Origin of the sequence: Streptomyces sp. NPDC019224 (assembly GCF_040632605.1) — a bacterium.
GTDB lineage: Bacteria > Actinomycetota > Actinomycetes > Streptomycetales > Streptomycetaceae > Streptomyces.
Map to the genome: position 1 here is coordinate 91,804 of NZ_JBEYCF010000013.1, position 17,168 is coordinate 108,971.

Annotated in this window: 16 protein-coding genes; 9 read left to right on the plus strand and 7 right to left on the minus strand. The window is 70.7% G+C overall.

All coding sequences use genetic code 11. The annotated features are described in order from the left end of the window. Positions 1–195 precede the first annotated feature (195 nt). Complete coding sequence (locus tag ABZ564_RS11410; protein WP_360853324.1) at positions 196–1,572, plus strand: MFS transporter; 1,377 nt, start codon at positions 196–198, stop codon at positions 1,570–1,572. A gap of 28 nt (positions 1,573–1,600) precedes the next feature. Here ABZ564_RS11410 and ABZ564_RS11415 read toward each other — a convergent pair whose 3' ends face one another. Continuing rightward, the gene (locus ABZ564_RS11415; protein WP_360853328.1) at positions 1,601–1,750 is read right to left on the minus strand and encodes a hypothetical protein; all 150 of its coding nucleotides are present in this window, start codon (positions 1,748–1,750) and stop codon (positions 1,601–1,603) included. Between the two features lie 206 nt (positions 1,751–1,956). Then, positions 1,957–2,628, minus strand: coding sequence for a phosphate signaling complex protein PhoU (gene phoU, locus ABZ564_RS11420; protein WP_360853331.1), 672 nt, complete (start codon positions 2,626–2,628; stop codon positions 1,957–1,959). A gap of 209 nt (positions 2,629–2,837) precedes the next feature. Here phoU and ABZ564_RS11425 point away from each other — a divergent pair, with 209 nt between their 5' ends. Both ABZ564_RS11425 and ABZ564_RS11430 read left to right on the plus strand, forming a co-directional pair. Continuing rightward, entirely contained in the window at positions 2,838–4,112 is a 1,275-nt protein-coding gene (locus ABZ564_RS11425; protein ID WP_360853335.1) for an ATP-binding protein, read from the plus strand. Continuing rightward, complete coding sequence (locus tag ABZ564_RS11430; protein WP_018519642.1) at positions 4,109–4,789, plus strand: response regulator transcription factor; 681 nt, start codon at positions 4,109–4,111, stop codon at positions 4,787–4,789. The genes ABZ564_RS11425 and ABZ564_RS11430 overlap by 4 nt, the downstream gene beginning before the upstream one ends. A gap of 80 nt (positions 4,790–4,869) precedes the next feature. Here ABZ564_RS11430 and ABZ564_RS11435 read toward each other — a convergent pair whose 3' ends face one another. Beyond that, positions 4,870–5,508, minus strand: a complete 639-nt coding sequence (locus ABZ564_RS11435) for a DUF461 domain-containing protein (protein ID WP_360853338.1) — start codon at positions 5,506–5,508, stop codon at positions 4,870–4,872. Positions 5,509–6,116: 608 nt separating this feature from the next. On the opposite strand from ABZ564_RS11435, the gene ABZ564_RS11440 reads away from it, so the two are divergent. From ABZ564_RS11440 to ABZ564_RS11465, 6 genes are all read left to right on the plus strand, one after another. Further along, positions 6,117–6,599: a CarD family transcriptional regulator gene (locus ABZ564_RS11440; protein WP_006380568.1), complete on the plus strand. Its 483-nt coding sequence runs from the start codon at positions 6,117–6,119 to the stop codon at positions 6,597–6,599. A gap of 441 nt (positions 6,600–7,040) precedes the next feature. Continuing rightward, positions 7,041–7,787 (plus strand): 2-C-methyl-D-erythritol 4-phosphate cytidylyltransferase, encoded by a 747-nt coding sequence (ispD, locus tag ABZ564_RS11445; RefSeq protein ID WP_360853341.1) that lies wholly within the window; start codon positions 7,041–7,043, stop codon positions 7,785–7,787. Further along, the gene (ispF, locus tag ABZ564_RS11450; protein WP_360853345.1) at positions 7,777–8,295 is read left to right on the plus strand and encodes a 2-C-methyl-D-erythritol 2,4-cyclodiphosphate synthase; all 519 of its coding nucleotides are present in this window, start codon (positions 7,777–7,779) and stop codon (positions 8,293–8,295) included. Before ispD ends, ispF begins: the two co-directional genes overlap by 11 nt. Positions 8,296–8,403: 108 nt before the next feature. After that, positions 8,404–9,807: a cysteine--tRNA ligase gene (cysS, locus tag ABZ564_RS11455; RefSeq protein ID WP_360853348.1), complete on the plus strand. Its 1,404-nt coding sequence runs from the start codon at positions 8,404–8,406 to the stop codon at positions 9,805–9,807. Positions 9,808–9,888: 81 nt separating this feature from the next. Beyond that, a complete protein-coding gene (gene rlmB / locus ABZ564_RS11460) occupies positions 9,889–10,845 on the plus strand; it encodes a 23S rRNA (guanosine(2251)-2'-O)-methyltransferase RlmB (protein ID WP_360853352.1) in 957 nt (318 codons plus the stop codon). Between the two features lie 138 nt (positions 10,846–10,983). Continuing rightward, entirely contained in the window at positions 10,984–12,648 is a 1,665-nt protein-coding gene (locus tag ABZ564_RS11465) for a DoxX family membrane protein (protein ID WP_360853355.1), read from the plus strand. 70 nt (positions 12,649–12,718) lie between these two features. On the opposite strand, the gene ABZ564_RS11470 is transcribed toward ABZ564_RS11465, so the two are convergent. The 4 genes from ABZ564_RS11470 to ABZ564_RS11485 all read right to left on the minus strand — a co-directional run bounded on the left by ABZ564_RS11470 (position 12,719) and on the right by ABZ564_RS11485 (position 17,020). After that, positions 12,719–13,429 carry a nucleotidyltransferase family protein gene (locus tag ABZ564_RS11470; RefSeq protein ID WP_360853358.1) on the minus strand — a complete coding sequence of 237 codons (711 nt, stop codon included), beginning with the start codon at positions 13,427–13,429 and terminating at the stop codon, positions 12,719–12,721. A 35-nt stretch (positions 13,430–13,464) separates the two neighbouring features. Beyond that, on the minus strand, positions 13,465–13,896 hold the full coding sequence (locus ABZ564_RS11475; protein WP_360853361.1) for a hypothetical protein: 432 nt from the start codon (positions 13,894–13,896) through the stop codon (positions 13,465–13,467). Positions 13,897–14,103: 207 nt separating this feature from the next. Then, positions 14,104–15,240: a sn-glycerol-3-phosphate ABC transporter ATP-binding protein UgpC gene (gene ugpC / locus ABZ564_RS11480; protein WP_360853364.1), complete on the minus strand. Its 1,137-nt coding sequence runs from the start codon at positions 15,238–15,240 to the stop codon at positions 14,104–14,106. A gap of 379 nt (positions 15,241–15,619) precedes the next feature. Then, positions 15,620–17,020: an RNA-guided endonuclease TnpB family protein gene (locus ABZ564_RS11485; RefSeq protein ID WP_360853367.1), complete on the minus strand. Its 1,401-nt coding sequence runs from the start codon at positions 17,018–17,020 to the stop codon at positions 15,620–15,622. Between the last annotated feature and the right edge of the window lie 148 nt (positions 17,021–17,168).

The window sequence follows — 17,168 nt, forward strand, 5'->3', positions numbered from 1 at the left end:
CCGAGCGTAATCGAACCCGTCCGAGCCGCGCGCGCCCGGTCACAGAGCGGACGGGGGAGCGGGGTGCCCTCCGTCGTTTGACGGGGCGTGTCAATTGAGTGGCAGGGGCGCCTAGCGGATTCGTAATGTTCGGAGCGTCGGTGGGCCACTTACCTCCCCGACGTCATCCGTCGTACGTCCCTGGGGGGAACCCGTATGTCTGCCACCGGTCTCACACGGGCCGCCCGGGCCACCCGGGAAACGGTCTCCGGTCTCCCCAGGGAGTTCTGGTGGCTGTGGACCAGCACCCTGGTCAACCGTCTCGGGGCGTTCGTCGCCACCTTCATGGCCCTCTACCTGACCCTGGAACGCGGCTACTCCGCCTCGTACGCCGGTCTGGTCGCCGCCCTGCACGGGCTCGGCGGGGTCGTGTCCTCGCTCGGGGCCGGGGTGATGACGGACCGCTTCGGACGGCGGCCCACCATGCTCGCCGCCCAGCTCTCCACCGCCGTGTCCGTCGCCGTCCTCGGGTTCATGACGCATCCGGCGGCCATCGCCGGGGTCGCCTTCCTCGTCGGCATGGCGAGCAACGCCTCGCGCCCGGCGGTCCAGGCGATGATCGCCGACATCGTCCCCGCCGAGGACCGGGTGCGGGCCTTCTCGCTCAACTACTGGGCCATCAACCTCGGCTTCGCGGTCTCCTCGGCCGGTGCCGGGTTCGTCGCCGAGTACAGCTACCTCGCGGGCTTCGTCGGCGAGGCCGCGATGACCCTCGTCTGCGCGATCGTCGTCTTCCTGAAGGTGCCGGAGTCCCGGCCCGAGGAGCTCGGCGCGTCCGTGAGCGGCGGGGTGCCGTCCGACGACGGCGTACGGCTCTCCACCGTGCTGCGCGACGGGCGGTTCATGGGCGTCGTCGGCCTGTCGTTCGTGATCGCGCTGATCTTCCAGCAGGGGTATGTGGGCCTGCCGGTGGCCATGGGCGCCGACGGGCTCAGCAGCTCCGACTTCGGTACGGCGATCGCGGTCAACGGCGTCCTCATCGTCGCGCTCCAGATCCCCGTCACCCGGTTCATCCAGAGCCGCGAACCGCGCCGGCTGCTCGTCGTCTCCTCACTGCTCGCGGGGTACGGATTCGGGCTGACCGCCTTCGCGGGCTCCGTCGGCGTGTACGCGCTGACCATCTGCGTGTGGACCGTCGCCGAGATCATCAACGCGCCCGTCCAGAACGGCCTGGTCGTCCAGCTGTCCCCCGCGCACGGCCGGGGCCGCTACCAGGGCATGTACACCCTGTCCTGGTCGGCCGCCGCGCTCATCGCCCCCCTGATGTCCGGCGTGGTCATCGACCACTTCGGTGCCGGCTGGCTCTGGGCGACCTGCGCCCTCCTGGGCACCGTGGCCGCCGGCGGGTACTGGCTGCTCATGCGCGGCCTGCAGGGCGCGACGGGCCCGGCGACGGAGGCCACCGCCGCGACCGGGACCACCCTCGCGGCCGGCACCCTCGAAGCGACCAAGACCCTGGAAGCGACCGGGACCGCCCCTGCGGCGCGGGACACCGGGGCACGGGTCACGAAGGCGGAGGCGCCGCCCTCGTAACCCGTACGGCCCGGCGGCCGGCCCGGCGTCAGCCCGAGCAGCCGCCGCACTGGCACGGCGCCCCGGACTGGCAGCCGCACCCGCAGCCCGAGCCGCAGCCGCAGGCGCCCAGAACGGTCAGGCGGACCACCTCGACGGGGGCCTCCTGCTCGGGGTCGGTCATGGGGGAATCGGCCATGGTTCCTCCTCAAGGCGTACGTCAGGACCGCACGCCCGCACGGGGCCCGCGACCGGGGCGTACGGACACGTCGTGCCGCCCCACCCCATTGCATGCCCACCCGGACGGGCGCATCAACGGCGCACACGCGCAGGAACGCATGTACGAGCCGTGCGCGCGGGCGTGCGCCTCGCCCCTTGCGCCCCCGGCCGCCCGCACCTCTACCGCTAGGAAGCTTCCGTCGGCTGCTGGATCTCGTCCGCGTGCTCGCCCGTCACCAGGTAGACCACCCGCTTGGCCACCGACACCGCGTGGTCGGCGAACCGCTCGTAATAACGGCCGAGCAGCGTCACGTCGACAGCCGTCTCGATGCCGTGCTTCCAGCGGTCGTCCATCAGGTGCTGGAACAGCGCGCGGTGCAGCAGGTCCATCTCGTCGTCGTCCTGCTCCAACTGGAGCGCCAGGTCGACGTCCTTGGTGACGATCACCTCGGCCGCCTTCGCCATCAGGCGCTGCGCGAGCTGGCCCATCTCCAGGATCGTCGCGTGCAGGTCGTGCGGGACGGCGGACTGCGGGAACCGCAGCCGGGTCAGCTTGGCGACGTGCTGCGCCAGGTCGCCCGAGCGCTCCAGGTCCGCGCTCATCCGCAGCGACGTCACCACGATCCGCAGATCGGTCGCCACCGGCTGCTGCCGCGCCAGCAGGGCGATGGCACGCGCCTCCAACTCGTGCTGGAGGTCGTCCACCTTCTGGTCGGCGGCGATCACCGACTCCGCGAGCTTGAGATCGGCGTCGAGCATCGACGTCGTCGCCCGGCCTATCGCCGATCCGACGAGCCGGGCCATCTCGACCAGGCCCTCGCCGATCGAGTCGAGTTCCTCGTGGTACGCGTCACGCATGGGATGTCCCTCTCCAGTCCTTGACCGAGGCCGGGGCCCGCCGATGACCGGCTCCGAACCCCACGACGCCACCGTGACGGGCGTACGCGTCGGATTCCGACCGGCCAAGTGAACCAGCCCTTGCCCCTCGGTGAACTCTGGGCGACGAGTCGCCGAGGAGGCCGTCGGACGGCTGGGAGAGTGTCCGCCCGGCCGCATAACCTGGGGGCATGGACGTGAACGCGGCGGTCGCCGCAGCTGCCGCGATCGCCGGTGTCGGTACCGGTGTGATCGCCATGCTGGCGTTCCGCTGGAGCGAGCGCGACCAGAAGAAGCCGACGCGCACGTCCCTGCGGCCCGACAGCAACGCCCCGCTGCCCCCCGGCGTCGACACGGTCCTGTCCGTGCTCAGCTCATCGGCGGTCGTGCTCGACGAGAGCGACAGCGTCGTCAAGGCCAGCTCCGCCGCGTACGCGCTGGGGCTCGTCCGCGGCGGCCGCCTCGCCGTCGAGCCGATGCTCCACATGGCGCGGGACACCCGCCGGGACGGCGAGATACGCCAGGTCGAACTGGACCTCCCGCGCCGCGGCACGGGCCGGGGCGAGGCCCTGGCCGTCTCCGCCCGGGTCGCCCCGCTCGGTTCCCGCCTGGTGCTGCTGCTCGTCGAGGACCTCACCGAGGCCCGCCGCATCGAAGCGGTCCGGCGCGACTTCGTCGCCAACGTCAGCCACGAGCTCAAGACCCCGACCGGCGCCCTGTCGCTGCTCTCGGAGGCCGTGCTCGACGCCTCCGACGACCAGGAGGCGGTGGAGCACTTCGCCCGCCGCATGCAGATCGAGGCGACCCGGCTCACCAACCTCGTCCAGGAGCTGATCGACCTCTCCCGGGTGCAGAACGACGACCCGCTGGAGGACGCCGAGCCCGTCCGCGTCGACGAACTGGTCGCCGAGGCCATCGACCGCTGCCGCCAGCAGGCCGGCTCCAAGCAGATCACCATGGCCGCCGGCGGCACCGCCGACCTGCGGATATGGGGAAACCGCGGCCAGCTCGCCGCCGCCCTCGGCAACCTCGTCGAGAACGCCGTCAACTACAGCCCCGCCCGCACCCGCGTCGGCATCGCCGCCCGCCGCGTGGTCGTGCCCGGCGGGGACGAGATCGAGATCGCCGTGACCGACCAGGGCATCGGTATCTCCGAGAAGGACCGGGAACGGGTCTTCGAACGCTTCTACCGCGTCGACCCGGCCCGCTCGCGTGCCACCGGTGGCACGGGTCTCGGCCTCGCCATCGTCAAACACGTGGCCGCCTCGCACGGCGGGGAGGTCACCGTGTGGAGCTCGGAGGGACAGGGCTCCACCTTCACCCTGCGGCTGCCCGAAGCGGGCTCCGCGCACGGCCGGGACCGCGCATCGGGCGGACCGGTCATCGTCAACGGCGACGAGGCGTCCCACCCGGACGGCTCCCCCGACTCCTTCGAACCATTCCCTGCCCCGGAGGCCCTTCCGTGACCCGAGTGCTTGTCGTCGAGGATGAGGAATCCTTCAGCGACGTCCTGTCCTACATGCTCCGCAAGGAAGGCTTCGAGGTCGCCATCGCGGCCACCGGCCCCGACGGCCTGGACGAGTTCGAGCGCAACGGCGCCGACCTCGTGCTGCTCGACCTGATGCTGCCCGGACTCCCCGGCACCGAGGTCTGCCGCCAGTTGCGCAGCCGGTCCAACGTGCCGGTGATCATGGTCACCGCCAAGGACAGCGAGATCGACAAGGTCGTCGGCCTGGAGATAGGGGCCGACGACTACGTCACCAAGCCCTTCTCCTCCCGCGAGCTCGTCGCCCGCATCCGTGCCGTACTGCGCCGCCGCGGCGAGCCCGAGGAGGTCGCCCCCGCCGCCCTGGAGGCCGGCCCGGTCCGCATGGACGTGGACCGGCACGTCGTCACGGTCTCCGGCGGCAAGGTCGACCTGCCGCTCAAGGAGTTCGACCTGCTGGAGATGCTGCTGCGCAACGCGGGCCGGGTGCTGACCCGGATGCAGCTCATCGACCGGGTCTGGGGCGCGGACTACGTGGGCGACACCAAGACCCTCGACGTCCACGTGAAGCGCCTGCGCGCCAAGATCGAGCCGGACCCGGGCGCGCCCCGCTTCCTGGTGACGGTGCGCGGGCTGGGGTACAAGTTCGAGCCGTAAGCCGGCCCGGTACGCATGACATGGCCGAGGCGCCTCCCCCGCGGGGAAGGCGCCTCGGCCATGTGCTGTACGGGGACGGCTCAGCCGGCCTGGCCGGTCTCGCTCGCCGACGCCTCGCCGGACGGGCTCTCGGACGCGTCCGGCGACGCGGCCCCGGAGGCGGAACCGGACGGCGAGGCCTCCGGCGTCTTCGGCGGCTCGGGCAGCGAGCTGGGACCGAAGCCCTCGAAGTAGTGCTTCGCCGGGACGACGGAGGCGCCCAGCGAGACGTCGCCGGTCCGGCTGAACTTGAAGACGAGGGGCTGCACGTTGCCGTTCTTCGCGGCCTCGGCGCCGTTCTCGATCACGGCGGAGGCGTTGCCCTTGCCGCCGATGACGACCTTGCCGCCGGCCGGGACGACGAGCGGGCCCGAGCCCTTGGCGGGGTTCAGCTGCACGGAGCCGCTGCTGCCCGTCAGGGTGATGGAGTCCAGGGTCTCCGGCTTGGAGCCGTTGTTGAACACCGTGGCGGAAACGACCGCCGGGCCCTTGGCGTCGCGCTCGGGCTGGGTGATGACGTTGACGTTCTGAACCTTGATCGTGCCCGCCGAGGCGGCGGCGTTGTCAGGCCTTACTCCGAGCGTCTGCGCGTCATTGCCCGCCCCACATGCGGTGAGCGCGGTGATCGAGAACGCGATGGCAGTGGCGGCGAGGGCGCCGTGTCGAAGGCTGCGGCTCACGGCGGCGGCAACTCCTTGAACGTGCGGAAGGTACGGACGGGTCGAGCGCGGGCTGTGAAGCCGCCCCAAGGGTCTGTCAGCCGTCAGGTTACCGAGCCCTCCTCGCCGTCCCGCACCCGACCCGCCCCTGAGCGGCCGGTGATCCCGGGCCCGGTCGCGTACGCGCATTCGCCGTCCCTTCACATAACGCGCTTGATCAAATTCCGGCCAGGCGTTCACCTCGGGCTTCGCGGCCGTTCACGGACGGTGGCGCATTCATTGCGCATAATCCACGCCGAGGCCGTAGGTTGATCAATTTCATTGACCACCGGCACTTACGTCCGAACGAGTGATCCATCACCGAACGGACGAAGGAAAGTTCAGCAACCGGAACCCGGCAAAACGGGACTTTCGGCCCCTTCGGAGTGGAGCGTGGTGGGTGTAACGTCCGCGTTTCTCCGTCCCCGTACAGCCGCTCCGACCTGCGAATACCGTCTCCGGCGGGCCGTCCGCAGCACGTCCCTGTTGCAGTTGTCAAGCCCCGAGATATGCCCTGACCTGCGAAAACGCCATTCAGGAGTAGCGATTCTCGTGTTACGCTTGATAGCCACGGAAGGGGTACCTGTCACATGACGTTCAAGGTTGGCGACACCGTGGTCTATCCCCATCACGGGGCCGCGCTGATCGAGGCTATCGAAACTCGCCAGATCAAAGGCGTGGACAAGACCTACTTGGTGCTCAAGGTCGCTCAGGGCGACTTGACGGTGCGTGTGCCGGCGGACAATGCGGAGTTCGTGGGTGTGCGCGACGTAGTTGGGCAGGAAGGGCTGGACCGGGTCTTCGAGGTGCTGCGCGCACCGTATGCCGAGGAGCCGACGAACTGGTCCCGGCGCTACAAGGCAAATCTCGAGAAGCTCGCCTCCGGCGATGTCATCAAGGTCGCCGAAGTGGTGCGTGACCTGTGGCGCCGCGAGCGCGAGCGCGGACTCTCCGCAGGTGAGAAGCGCATGCTCGCCAAGGCCCGCCAGATCCTGGTGAGCGAGCTCGCCCTCGCCGAGAACACCAACGAGGACAAGGCCGAGGCGCTCCTCGACGAGGTCCTCGCATCCTGAACCGGACGGTATCGGTCGTCATGACGACCGGATCGCACCGGCCGTAGAAAATGTGCCGCGGTGCCCGCTGACCAGTCGTATCCACGCTGTGTCGTCGGGCGCTGCGGCATGTCCGGACCGCTGTCCACCGGCGGATTCCAGCCATATGCCGCCTCGGCTGGACCACTGGATGCCCGCACCACCGCTGCGGCCCTCAACGGCGAGATCCGGCCGGATATCCGGCGTCTGCCGGGGATCCCCGGTACACGTCCCTTGGTACGTTGCTCGCGATCTTGCTGAATCCGGCGTGTGAGGCCGATCCCGAGCGGCCGCGGCGTGCACCTGACCGCCCGGGGTCACGGAAAGGGTCCCGGTCGAGTCATGGCACGGTGCCCGGCTCGCTTGTGGCCATACCCACGTCGGCCGTGGACACAAACATGCCGAAGCCTCGGAGTGCAACCGATGTCTGAACAACCGCGTCCCTACCGCACGGCCGTCGTGATCCCCGCGGCCGGCCGCGGCGTACGGCTCGGCCCCGGCGCCCCCAAAGCGCTCCGCGCGCTCGGCGGGACGCCCATGCTCATCCACGCCGTACGGGCCATGGCCGCCTCCCGGCACGTGTCCCTGGTCGTCGTCGTCGCACCGCCGGACGGCGCCGCGGAGGTACGCAACCTCCTCGACGAGCACGCCCTGCCCGAACGCACCGACTTCCTCGTCGTACCCGGCGCCGACACCCGCCAGGAATCCGTGAAACGGGGCCTCGACGCCCTCCCCGACACCATCTCCGCCGTCCTCGTCCACGACGCGGCCCGCCCCCTCGTCCCCGTCGACACCGTGGACGCGGTGGTCGAGGCCGTACGCGACGGCGCCCCCGCCGTCGTTCCCGCCCTGCCCCTCGCCGACACGGTCAAGGAGGTGGAGCCCGGGGCCCCCGGAGCGCCCGAACCGGTGCTCTCCACCCCGGCCCGCGCCCGGCTCAGGGCCGTACAGACCCCGCAGGGCTTCGACCGCGCCACCCTCGTCCGCGCCCACGAGCAGGTCGTCGTCAGCGGCGAGGGCGCGACCGACGACGCCGGCATGGTCGAACAGCTCGGCGCGCCCGTCGTCGTCGTCCCCGGACACGAAGAGGCGTTCAAAGTGACCCGGCCGCTGGACCTCGTCCTGGCCGAGGCGGTACTCGCACGCAGGAGGGCCAACGATGGCTTCTGAGACCCCCGGGCCCGACCGGGCCCCCGCCCCCGTGATCCCGCTCGTCGGCATCGGCACCGACATCCACGCCTTCGAAGAGGGCCGCGAACTGTGGTGCGCCGGCCTGCGCTGGGACGGCGAGGGCCCCGGCCTCGCCGGCCACTCCGACGCCGACGTCGTCGCCCACGCCGCGTGCAACGCCCTCTTCTCCGCCGCCGGCCTCGGCGACCTCGGACAGCACTTCGGCACCGGCCGCCCCGAATGGTCCGGCGCCGCCGGCGTCACCCTCCTCACCGAGGCCGCCCGCATCGTCCGCGCGGCGGGCTTCGAGATCGGCAACGTGGCCGTCCAGGTCGTCGGCGTACGCCCGAAGATCGGCAAGCGGCGCGAGGAGGCGCAGCGGGTCCTCTCCGATGCCGTCGGCGCCCCCGTCTCGCTGTCCGCCGCCACCTCCGACGGCCTCGGTTTCACCGGCCGCGGCGAAGGCGTCGCCGGCCTCGCGACCGCCCTCGTCTACCGCACCGGCTGACCCGTCCCGCACACACGGCCGACCGGCCCGCACCGGCCCCCGTAACAACTGGGCCCGCAATGTCCACAGGGGCGCGGGGCACTGGTGCGGGCCCACTACCCTTGAGGGGTGACTATTCGCCTGTACGACACCAGCGCCCGGCAGATCCGTGACTTCGTCCCGCTCGCAGCGGGCTGTGTCTCGATCTACCTCTGTGGCGCGACCGTCCAGGCCGCCCCGCACATCGGGCACATCAGGTCCGGGCTGAACTTCGACATCATGCGCCGCTGGTTCACCTACCGCGGCTACGACGTGACGTTCGTCCGGAATGTCACCGACATCGACGACAAGATCATCGCGAAGTCCGCCGAACAGGGCCGCCCCTGGTGGGCCATCGGCTACGAGAACGAGCGCGCGTTCAACGCCGGCTACGACGCGCTCGGCTGCCTCCCGCCCACCTACGAACCCCGCGCCACCGGGCACGTCCCCGAGATGGTCGAGATGATGCGCGGCCTCATCGAGCGCGGCCACGCCTACGCCGCCGACGGCAACGTCTACTTCGACGTCCGCTCGTTCCCCGGCTACCTGGAGCTCTCCAACCAGGAGCTCGACGACCTGCGCCAGCCCTCCGGCGACGGCGAGACCGGCAAGCGCGACCAGCGCGACTTCGCCATGTGGAAGGCGTCCAGGCCCGGCGAGCCCAGCTGGGAGACCCCCTGGGGCCGCGGCCGCCCCGGCTGGCACCTCGAATGCTCCGCCATGGCCCACAAGTACCTCGGCACCGCCTTCGACATCCACGGCGGCGGCATCGACCTGGTCTTCCCGCACCACGAGAACGAGATCGCCCAGGCCAAGGCCTTCGGCGACGACTTCGCGAAGTACTGGGTGCACAACGGCTGGGTCACCATGTCCGGCGAGAAGATGTCGAAGTCCCTCGGCAACTCCGTCCTCGTCAGCGAGATGGTCAAGGCCTGGCGCCCCATCGTCCTGCGCTACTACCTCGGCACCCCGCACTACCGGTCCATGATCGAGTACAGCGAGGAGGCCCTGCGCGAGGCCGAGTCCGCGTTCGCCCGCATCGAGGGCTTCATCCAGCGCGTCACCGAGAAGGCCGGCGAGACCGTCGAACCGGCCGTCGAGGTGCCGCCCGCGTTCGCCGAGGCGATGGACGACGACATGGGCGTCCCCCAGGCCCTCGCGATCGTCCACACCACCGTCCGCCAGGGCAACTCCGCCCTCGCCGCGGACGACAAGGAAGCCGCCGTCGCACGCCTCGCCGAGGTCCGCGCCATGCTCGGCGTCCTCGGCCTCGACCCGCTCGACGACCACTGGGCCGGTGAGAGCGACCGCGGCGACGACCTCCACGGCGTCGTCGACACCCTCGTCCGCCTCGTCCTCGACCAGCGCCAGTCCGCCCGCGCCCGCAAGGACTGGGCCGCCGCCGACGCCATCCGCGACCAGCTCAACCAGTCCGGACTCGTCATCGAGGACAGCCCGTCCGGGCCCCGGTGGACACTCGGCCCCCGCCAGTAGCCCACCACATGCCGCCCGGTCCGCCGGGCGGCACACTTCACTTATACGTACGCACGACCGAAGCAACGAAACAGGTAGGTCATGGCCGGGAACAGCCAGCGCAGGAACCGCCGCACGTCCAACAAGAAGGGCGCCACGGTCGGCAGCGGTGGCCAGCGACGCCGGGGCCTCGAAGGCAAGGGCCCCACCCCGCCCGCCGAGCAGCGCAAGAAGCACAAGAAGAACCGCATCGCGACCGCCAAGGCCAAGCAGGCCGCCAACCGCCGCCCCGCCCCCCGGCGCGGCGGCGTCAAGGGCACCTCGGAGATGGTCGTCGGCCGCAACCCGGTGTACGAGGCCCTGCGCGACGGCGTCCCCGCCACCACGCTCTACGTCCAGCAGTACATCGACAACGACGAGCGCGTCCGCGAGGCCCTCCAGCTCGCCGGCGAACGCGGCAACATCAACCTGATGGAAGCCCCGCGCCCCGAGCTCGACCGCATGACCGGCGGACTCAACCACCAGGGCCTCGTCCTCCAGGTCCCGCCCTACGAGTACGCCGACCCGCAGGACCTCCTCGAAGCCGCCTACGACAACGGTGAGGACCCGCTCGTCGTCGCCCTCGACGGTGTCACCGACCCGCGCAACCTCGGCGCCATCGTCCGCTCCGTCTCCGCCTTCGGCGGCCACGGCGTCGTCGTCCCCGAGCGCCGCGCCGCCGGCATGACCGCCGGAGCCTGGAAGTCCTCCGCCGGCACCGCCGCCCGCACCCCCGTCTCCAAGGTCACCAACCTGACCCGCGCCCTCGAAGCCTTCAAGAAGGAGGGCATCGCGGTCGTCGGCCTCGCCGCCGACGGCGAACACACCGTCGAGGACCTCGAAGCCCTCGGCGGCCCCGTCGTCATCGTCATCGGCAGCGAGGGCAAGGGCCTCGGCCGCCTCGTGGGCGAGACCTGCGACTACCGCGTCCGCATCAACATGCCGGGCGGCGCCGAATCCCTCAACGCCGGTGTCGCGGCCGGCATCGTCATGTACGAAGTCGCCCGCCGCCGCGCCTGATCCACCCGCCCGGCCGGGCCCCGCGGGGGCGCGCACGCACGTGCACGCGCCCCCGCGCACCCCGCCACCACCTGTTGACGGGTCTCGGACACTTCGGCACCGTCAAGGCAGTGTCCTAATCACACATCACTCGGTTAGATGAGTGTGGACACCAGAACGCCTCGGTTCGACGAACTACCCGCCCTGAGCATGACCAAGGTGGACTGCGACCCTGCGCAGGTCATCGTCAACCACGCCAGCTTCCGGGTACAGCTCGCCCCCGGCCAGCGCGCACGGCTGCGCGGTGCGCCCCCCGCCGGCGTGCCCAGGATCCCCGCCATGAGCGCCGCCGGAGCCGGACGCGGCAGGCGTGCCCCCGTCGTCTGGAGCGGCAGGTCCGCCCCCGGCGACCCCGGCGCCACCGGACTCCTCCAGGCCGTACGCAACTCCACCGCCGGCCGCCCCGAAACCGCGTACGACCCCTACGAGCCGTACGCGTCCTACGAGTTCGACGGCGGCCGCGGCGGTTTTGGCACCCAGGTCGTCCCGCGCCTCGACGAGCTCTCCCTCGAAGAGACCCAGCCCAACCCCGTCATCGGCGCACCCCGCTCCGGCGGCCCCCTGCTGCCCCCGATGCGCCGGGCCGTCGGCGCCTACGACCCCGTCGACCCCGGCCCGTACGACCCCGACCGCTACGACGACGGGGAACCGTACGACGACCTCACCGACGAGGACACCGCCGCCCGCGGGCACCGCCGGGACGGCAACGACGACGTACGCCACGCGTACTACCCCGGCCGCCGCATGAACCTCGGCGTCGTCCTCCTCCCCATGCGGGTCTTCCTCGGCTTCATCTCCATCTACGCCGGAATGGGCAAGCTCTGCGACCCCGTCTACTTCGACGGCGGCGAACGCGGCTCCATGGTGAAGTGGCTCAACTCGCTCCACCCCTGGGCCCTCGCCGAACCGCTGCGCGACTTCGCCCTCTCCCACCCCGTCGGCGCCGGTCTCTCGATCGCCTTCCTCCAGGTCGTCGTCGGTGTCCTCACCGTCCTGGGGCTCTGGCAGCGCGTCGCCGCCACCGTCGGCGCCCTCCTGTCCGCCGCCCTCCTCGTCACCGTCAGCTGGCGCAGCGTCGCCGCCTACGACGCACCCGACATCATCTACCTCGCCGCCTGGAGCCCCCTGATCATCGCGGGCGCCCCCGTCTACTCCGTCGACGGACGCCTCGCCGGAGAAGCCTGGCGCAAGCTCGGCCCCCGCTCCGAGATCCGGGAGCTGCGCCGCCGCGTCCTGCGCCGCGGCACCGTCGTCGCCAGCGTCGTCGTCGGCCTCACCCTCCTCATCGGCTCCATCCTCGGCGGCGCCGTCCGCTCCACCGAGGTCGTCACCGTCCCCGGCCCCCACGGCGTCCCCACCAACCAGCTCCCCGGCTCCCCGCTCCCCGACAAGTCCCGCAGCGGCAAGGCATCCAAGACCCCCGCCGGCGACCGCCCCACCCCCTCCCGCACCCCCGCCCCCCGCACCCCGTCCGCCAACGCCTCCACCCCCTCGTCGGACAGCGTCCGCGAGACCGGCCAAGCGACGGGCACCAGCGCCGGACAGCCCACCCGAACCCAGGGCACCGACCGGCAGACCCCGCAGCAGACCACCCCCCAGCAGCCCCCCGCCACCAGCTCGGGCCCCAGCTCCTCCGGCACCACCGGCACCGGCGGCGGCTCCACCACCGGCGGCACCGACCCCGCCCCCGACCCCGGATCCACCTCCGGCGGCACCGGCGACAGCGGAACCGGCCGCAACCCCATCGGCGGCCTCTTCGGCTGACCGCGGGCGCCCACACGGGAAGGGGGCGGGCCCGGAGGTTTTCCTCCGGGCCCGCCCCCTTCCCGTACGCCTACCGCCCGTCCAGCTCCTTGGCGGCCTCTCTCAGATCCTTCGCCGTGTCGATGGCCCGCCAGTACGCCCCGTGCGGCAACGGATACCCCGCCAGCCGGCGTTCGCGCGCCAGCCGGGGGAACGTCGTCCGTTCATGGTCGCCCAGGTCCGGCAGCAGCCCCGTGAACGCGGGGGAGAACACGTACACCCCCGCATTGATCAGATACGGCGACGGCGGTGCCTCGATGAAGTCCGTGATGTGCCCGAACGCGTCCGTCTCCACCGCGCCCCACGGAATCCGCGGACGCGCCAGCGCCAGAGTCGCGGTCGCGTCGCGCTCCGCGTGGAACGCCGCCATCTCCCGCAGCGAGAACCGCGTCCAGATGTCCCCGTTGGTCGCGTACCACGGCTCGTGCGGCTCCGGCAGCCGCGCCGCCGCGTACTTCAGTCCGCCCCCGCGCCCCAACGGCTCGGACTCCACCACCGTGGTCACCCGCAACGGCAGCACCGCGTCGGCGAGCCACTCCTGCAGCACCTCGGCCAGATGCCCGCAGGACACCACGGCATCCGTCACGCCCTCGGCGGCCAGCCAGGAAAGCTGATGGCCGATGATCGGAGTCCCGGTGCCCGGGATCTCGACCATCGGCTTGGGGCGGTCATCGGTATACGGGCGCAGCCGTGACCCCTGGCCACCCGCCAGGATCACGGCCTGCGTCGGAAACGTATGCATGCCAGGCACGATAAGCCGTGCCCGGCCTCTGTCGGTCAGCTGAACTGGGCGACACCCGAGGCGAACGACGTGTCGCAGACCGGACGGGAGAACCGGTGCGCACGCGTCGGACCGTACTGCTCGACGGCGGCCTTCCCCAGGGCCTTCGCGATCGACATGCAGTGCCGGGCGAGTGACGGCCGCCCCTCGACGGCCCGCTGGAGGTCTGTCAGCGCGACGCCGGGGTCCTTCTCCCGGAGCTCCAGGAGGAGCCGGTCGCGCAGGACGTCCTGCGGGGTACGCGCCTTGGCGGCGGCCTTGGCCCCCTTGGCGTCGGAGACGGTGCGGGCCGACGCGGTGAGCATCTGCGAGTCGGAGTTGCTGGCTGCCCACGGCACGGCGGTGACCGCGAGGGTCCCGGACAGGACCATGACGACAGGCAGTACGAGAGCGAGGGTTCGGCCGATACGGCGCACGGAGTGGGTCACGCAGCGAGCGTAGCGGCCGGTGATGACATGGCGACATTACGTCACCCTCGCGGGGGACGGTTCGAGCGGGCTTTTCGAATCGCGTGTTGACGAAGCGGAGTGAAATGACCGTTGTGCCGGGGAATCGGTCCTCGCCCGTTCAAACCCGACAACGCGCGGTGGCCCCGCACGATCTTCGTGCGGGGCCACCGTACAGCGTGTGCGGGATCAGGCGGTGAGGCGCTCACCCGTCGACGTGGCGAAGACGTGCAGCTCGTCCGGGCGGGGCACGACGTGCAGCTTGGTGCCCTTCTCCGGGACGGCGCGGCCGCCGACACGGACGACCAGGTCCTTGTGCTCGCCACCGACCTCGGCGGCACCGTAGACGAAGCCGTCGGCGCCGAGCTCCTCGACCACGTTGACCGAGACGGCCAGGCCGGCCGGGGCGTCCGCGGAGTCCTTGGTGAGGGTCTTCGCGGCGGCGCCGCCGTGCTCGACGATGTCGAAGTGCTCGGGGCGGATGCCGACCGTGACGGTCGTGTCGCCGCGGTTCGCGGCGGCGGTCAGCGCCTCGCGGGAGACCGGGACGACGCTGTTGCCGAACTTCACGCCACCGTCGGTGATCGGGACCTCGACGAGGTTCATCGCCGGGGAGCCGATGAAGCCGGCCACGAAGAGGTTCGCCGGCTTGTCGTACATGTTGCGCGGCGAGTCGACCTGCTGGAGCAGACCGTCCTTGAGGACCGCGACCCGGTCACCCATGGTGAGGGCCTCGACCTGGTCGTGCGTGACGTACACGGTCGTGATGCCCAGGCGGCGCTGGAGCGAGGCGATCTGCGTACGGGTGGAGACACGGAGCTTGGCGTCGAGGTTCGACAGCGGCTCGTCCATGAGGAACACCTGCGGCTCACGCACGATCGCGCGGCCCATCGCCACACGCTGACGCTGACCACCGGAGAGCGCCTTCGGCTTGCGGTCCAGGTAGTCGGTGAGGTCCAGCATCTTGGCGGCCTCTTCGACCTTCGCCCGGATGTCGGTCTTGTTCACACCGGCGATCTTGAGCGCGAAGCCCATGTTGTCCGCGACGGTCATGTGCGGGTACAGCGCGTAGTTCTGGAACACCATGGCGATGTCCCGGTCCTTCGGCGGCAGGTGCGTGACGTCGCGGTCACCGATGCGGATCGCACCGCCGTTGACGTCCTCGAGACCTGCGAGCATGCGGAGCGAGGTGGACTTGCCGCAACCGGAGGGACCGACGAGGACGAGGAACTCGCCGTCCGCGATGTCGATCTCGAGCTGGTCGACCGCGGGCTTCGTGGAGCCGGGGTAGACGCGGGACGCCTTGTCGAACGTGACACTGGCCATGCTGATGCTTCTCCTCCACCGGCAGGTACGTGCCGGACGATCCGTGGTAAGGGAGTGGTCTGGTCCATCGGAGTGAACCTGTACGGACGCTACCTGGCGGTTTCGGATCTGTCAGTAGTTCTTGGGGGAGGAAAATCTCGCAGGTGAGCGATTGCCTTTTCACCGCGTGCGGGCGAGGTGGCAGAGCACCGCACTTTTGACTCGTAACAGCAAGGCGAAGCGCCGGCTTTTTGGCTCTGCACCTTGCGTGGCACTTCCTGCTTCAGCGCCCCCGCCGCCCCGGATGCTCCCCTGAGGGGCGCTTCCGAGCGGTCTTACGTGGGCTCCGCAGGCATGACGGCCGACAGCCCCTCGGTCCGTACCGCAGCACTTCACTTCCTTACGCAGCCAGCTGTACGTCAGCCAGCTCCGACGCCTTGATCACTGACGGCGGCATCCGTCCCGGCGGGAGCGTGGTGGCCACGAGCCGGTACAGCCGCATCCCCTCGTCCCGGAGGTTCCGCGCCGCGTTCACATCCCGGTCGTGGACCGCACCGCACTCCGTGCAGGTCCACTCCCTCACGGACACGTCGAGCGACGGCCCCTTCGCGTGACAGTCGGAGCATCGCCGCGTCGACGGGAAGAAACGGTCCACGATCACCAGCGTCCGCCCGTACCACGCGCACTTGTAGCGCAGCTGCCGTACCAGCTCGCCCCATGCGGCATCGATGATCGACCGGTTCAGCCGGGCCTTGCGGCGTCGGCCCTTCCCGACTGCCGGACGCAGCAGGTTCATGACGGCCAGGTCCTCCACCACGAGCACTTGGTTCTCGCGCACGAGGTGGGTGGTCAACTGGTCCAGCATGGCCCTGCGTACGTCACTGATCAGCGCGTACAGTCGCGCGATCCGCTCCCGGGCCTTGCCCCGGTTGTTCGACCCCTTCTTCTTGCGGTGCAGACCTCGCTGCAGCCGCGCCAGCTCCTTGTCGTACTTCCTCAGCAGCCGTGGATGGTCCGTCTTCGTTCCGTCGTCCAGTGTCACGAGGGCGGCCAGGCCGAGGTCGATCCCGACGGCCTTCGGTTCGCGGCTGCCCGGCAGGAGCGCTGTGGGCAGATGCGCGATGTACTCCTCCACCAGCACCGCGAGGAAGTACCGGCCGGCCCGGTCCCGTGTCACCGAAAGCTTCACCGGCGCCACTCCCGTCGGCAGCGGTCGGGACCAGCGCACATCCAGCGGCGTTGTCTGCTTCGCCAGCGTCACCAGGCCCGTGCCGGGCCGCTCAGGATCCTCCGACCACCGGAAGCCGGTGCGTACGTACGTCGCCGAATCCCGCGACCGGTGCTTCTTCTTCCGTTGCGGATACTTCGCCGACTGCTTGAAGAACCGGGTGAACGCCCCGTCCAGATGCCGCAGTGCCTGCTGAAGCACCGTTGAGGAGACCTCACGCAGCCACGACGTCTCCGGCGCCTGCCGCCAGCCCGTCAATGCCCGGCAGGACTCGGCGAAGCCGACCGACACACGGTACTGCTCCCATGCGCCGGACCGGAGCGCCAGCCCTTCGTTGTAGACCCAGCGGCAGGCCCCGAAGGTCTTCTCCAACTGCTCGGCCTGCGAGGGGGTGGGGTAGAAGCGGTAGCGGTACACGCGCTGCTGCGTGCCCGGCTTCTTGACCCTGCTCTTCACGGCCGTGGCCGCACGGCCCTGGTGCTTCCTGCGGTCGCCGATGCCCAGTGCCTCGCGCTTGATGCGCTTGGCTTCGTCGCCAGTCACACGTGTCGGTTGGTCCTCGGTGTGCGCCATGAGCCCTCCCCGCCCCTCGGCTGTCCGATATCCAGGTCAGCACGTCAGTGTGTTCAACGCACGGGTGCTCGGATAGTCACGGGGTGATCGAACTTCGTGGAACTGGGTGTCGGGTGCTGTGTAGAGTGAAGGCTCGCGCGGCTTCTTC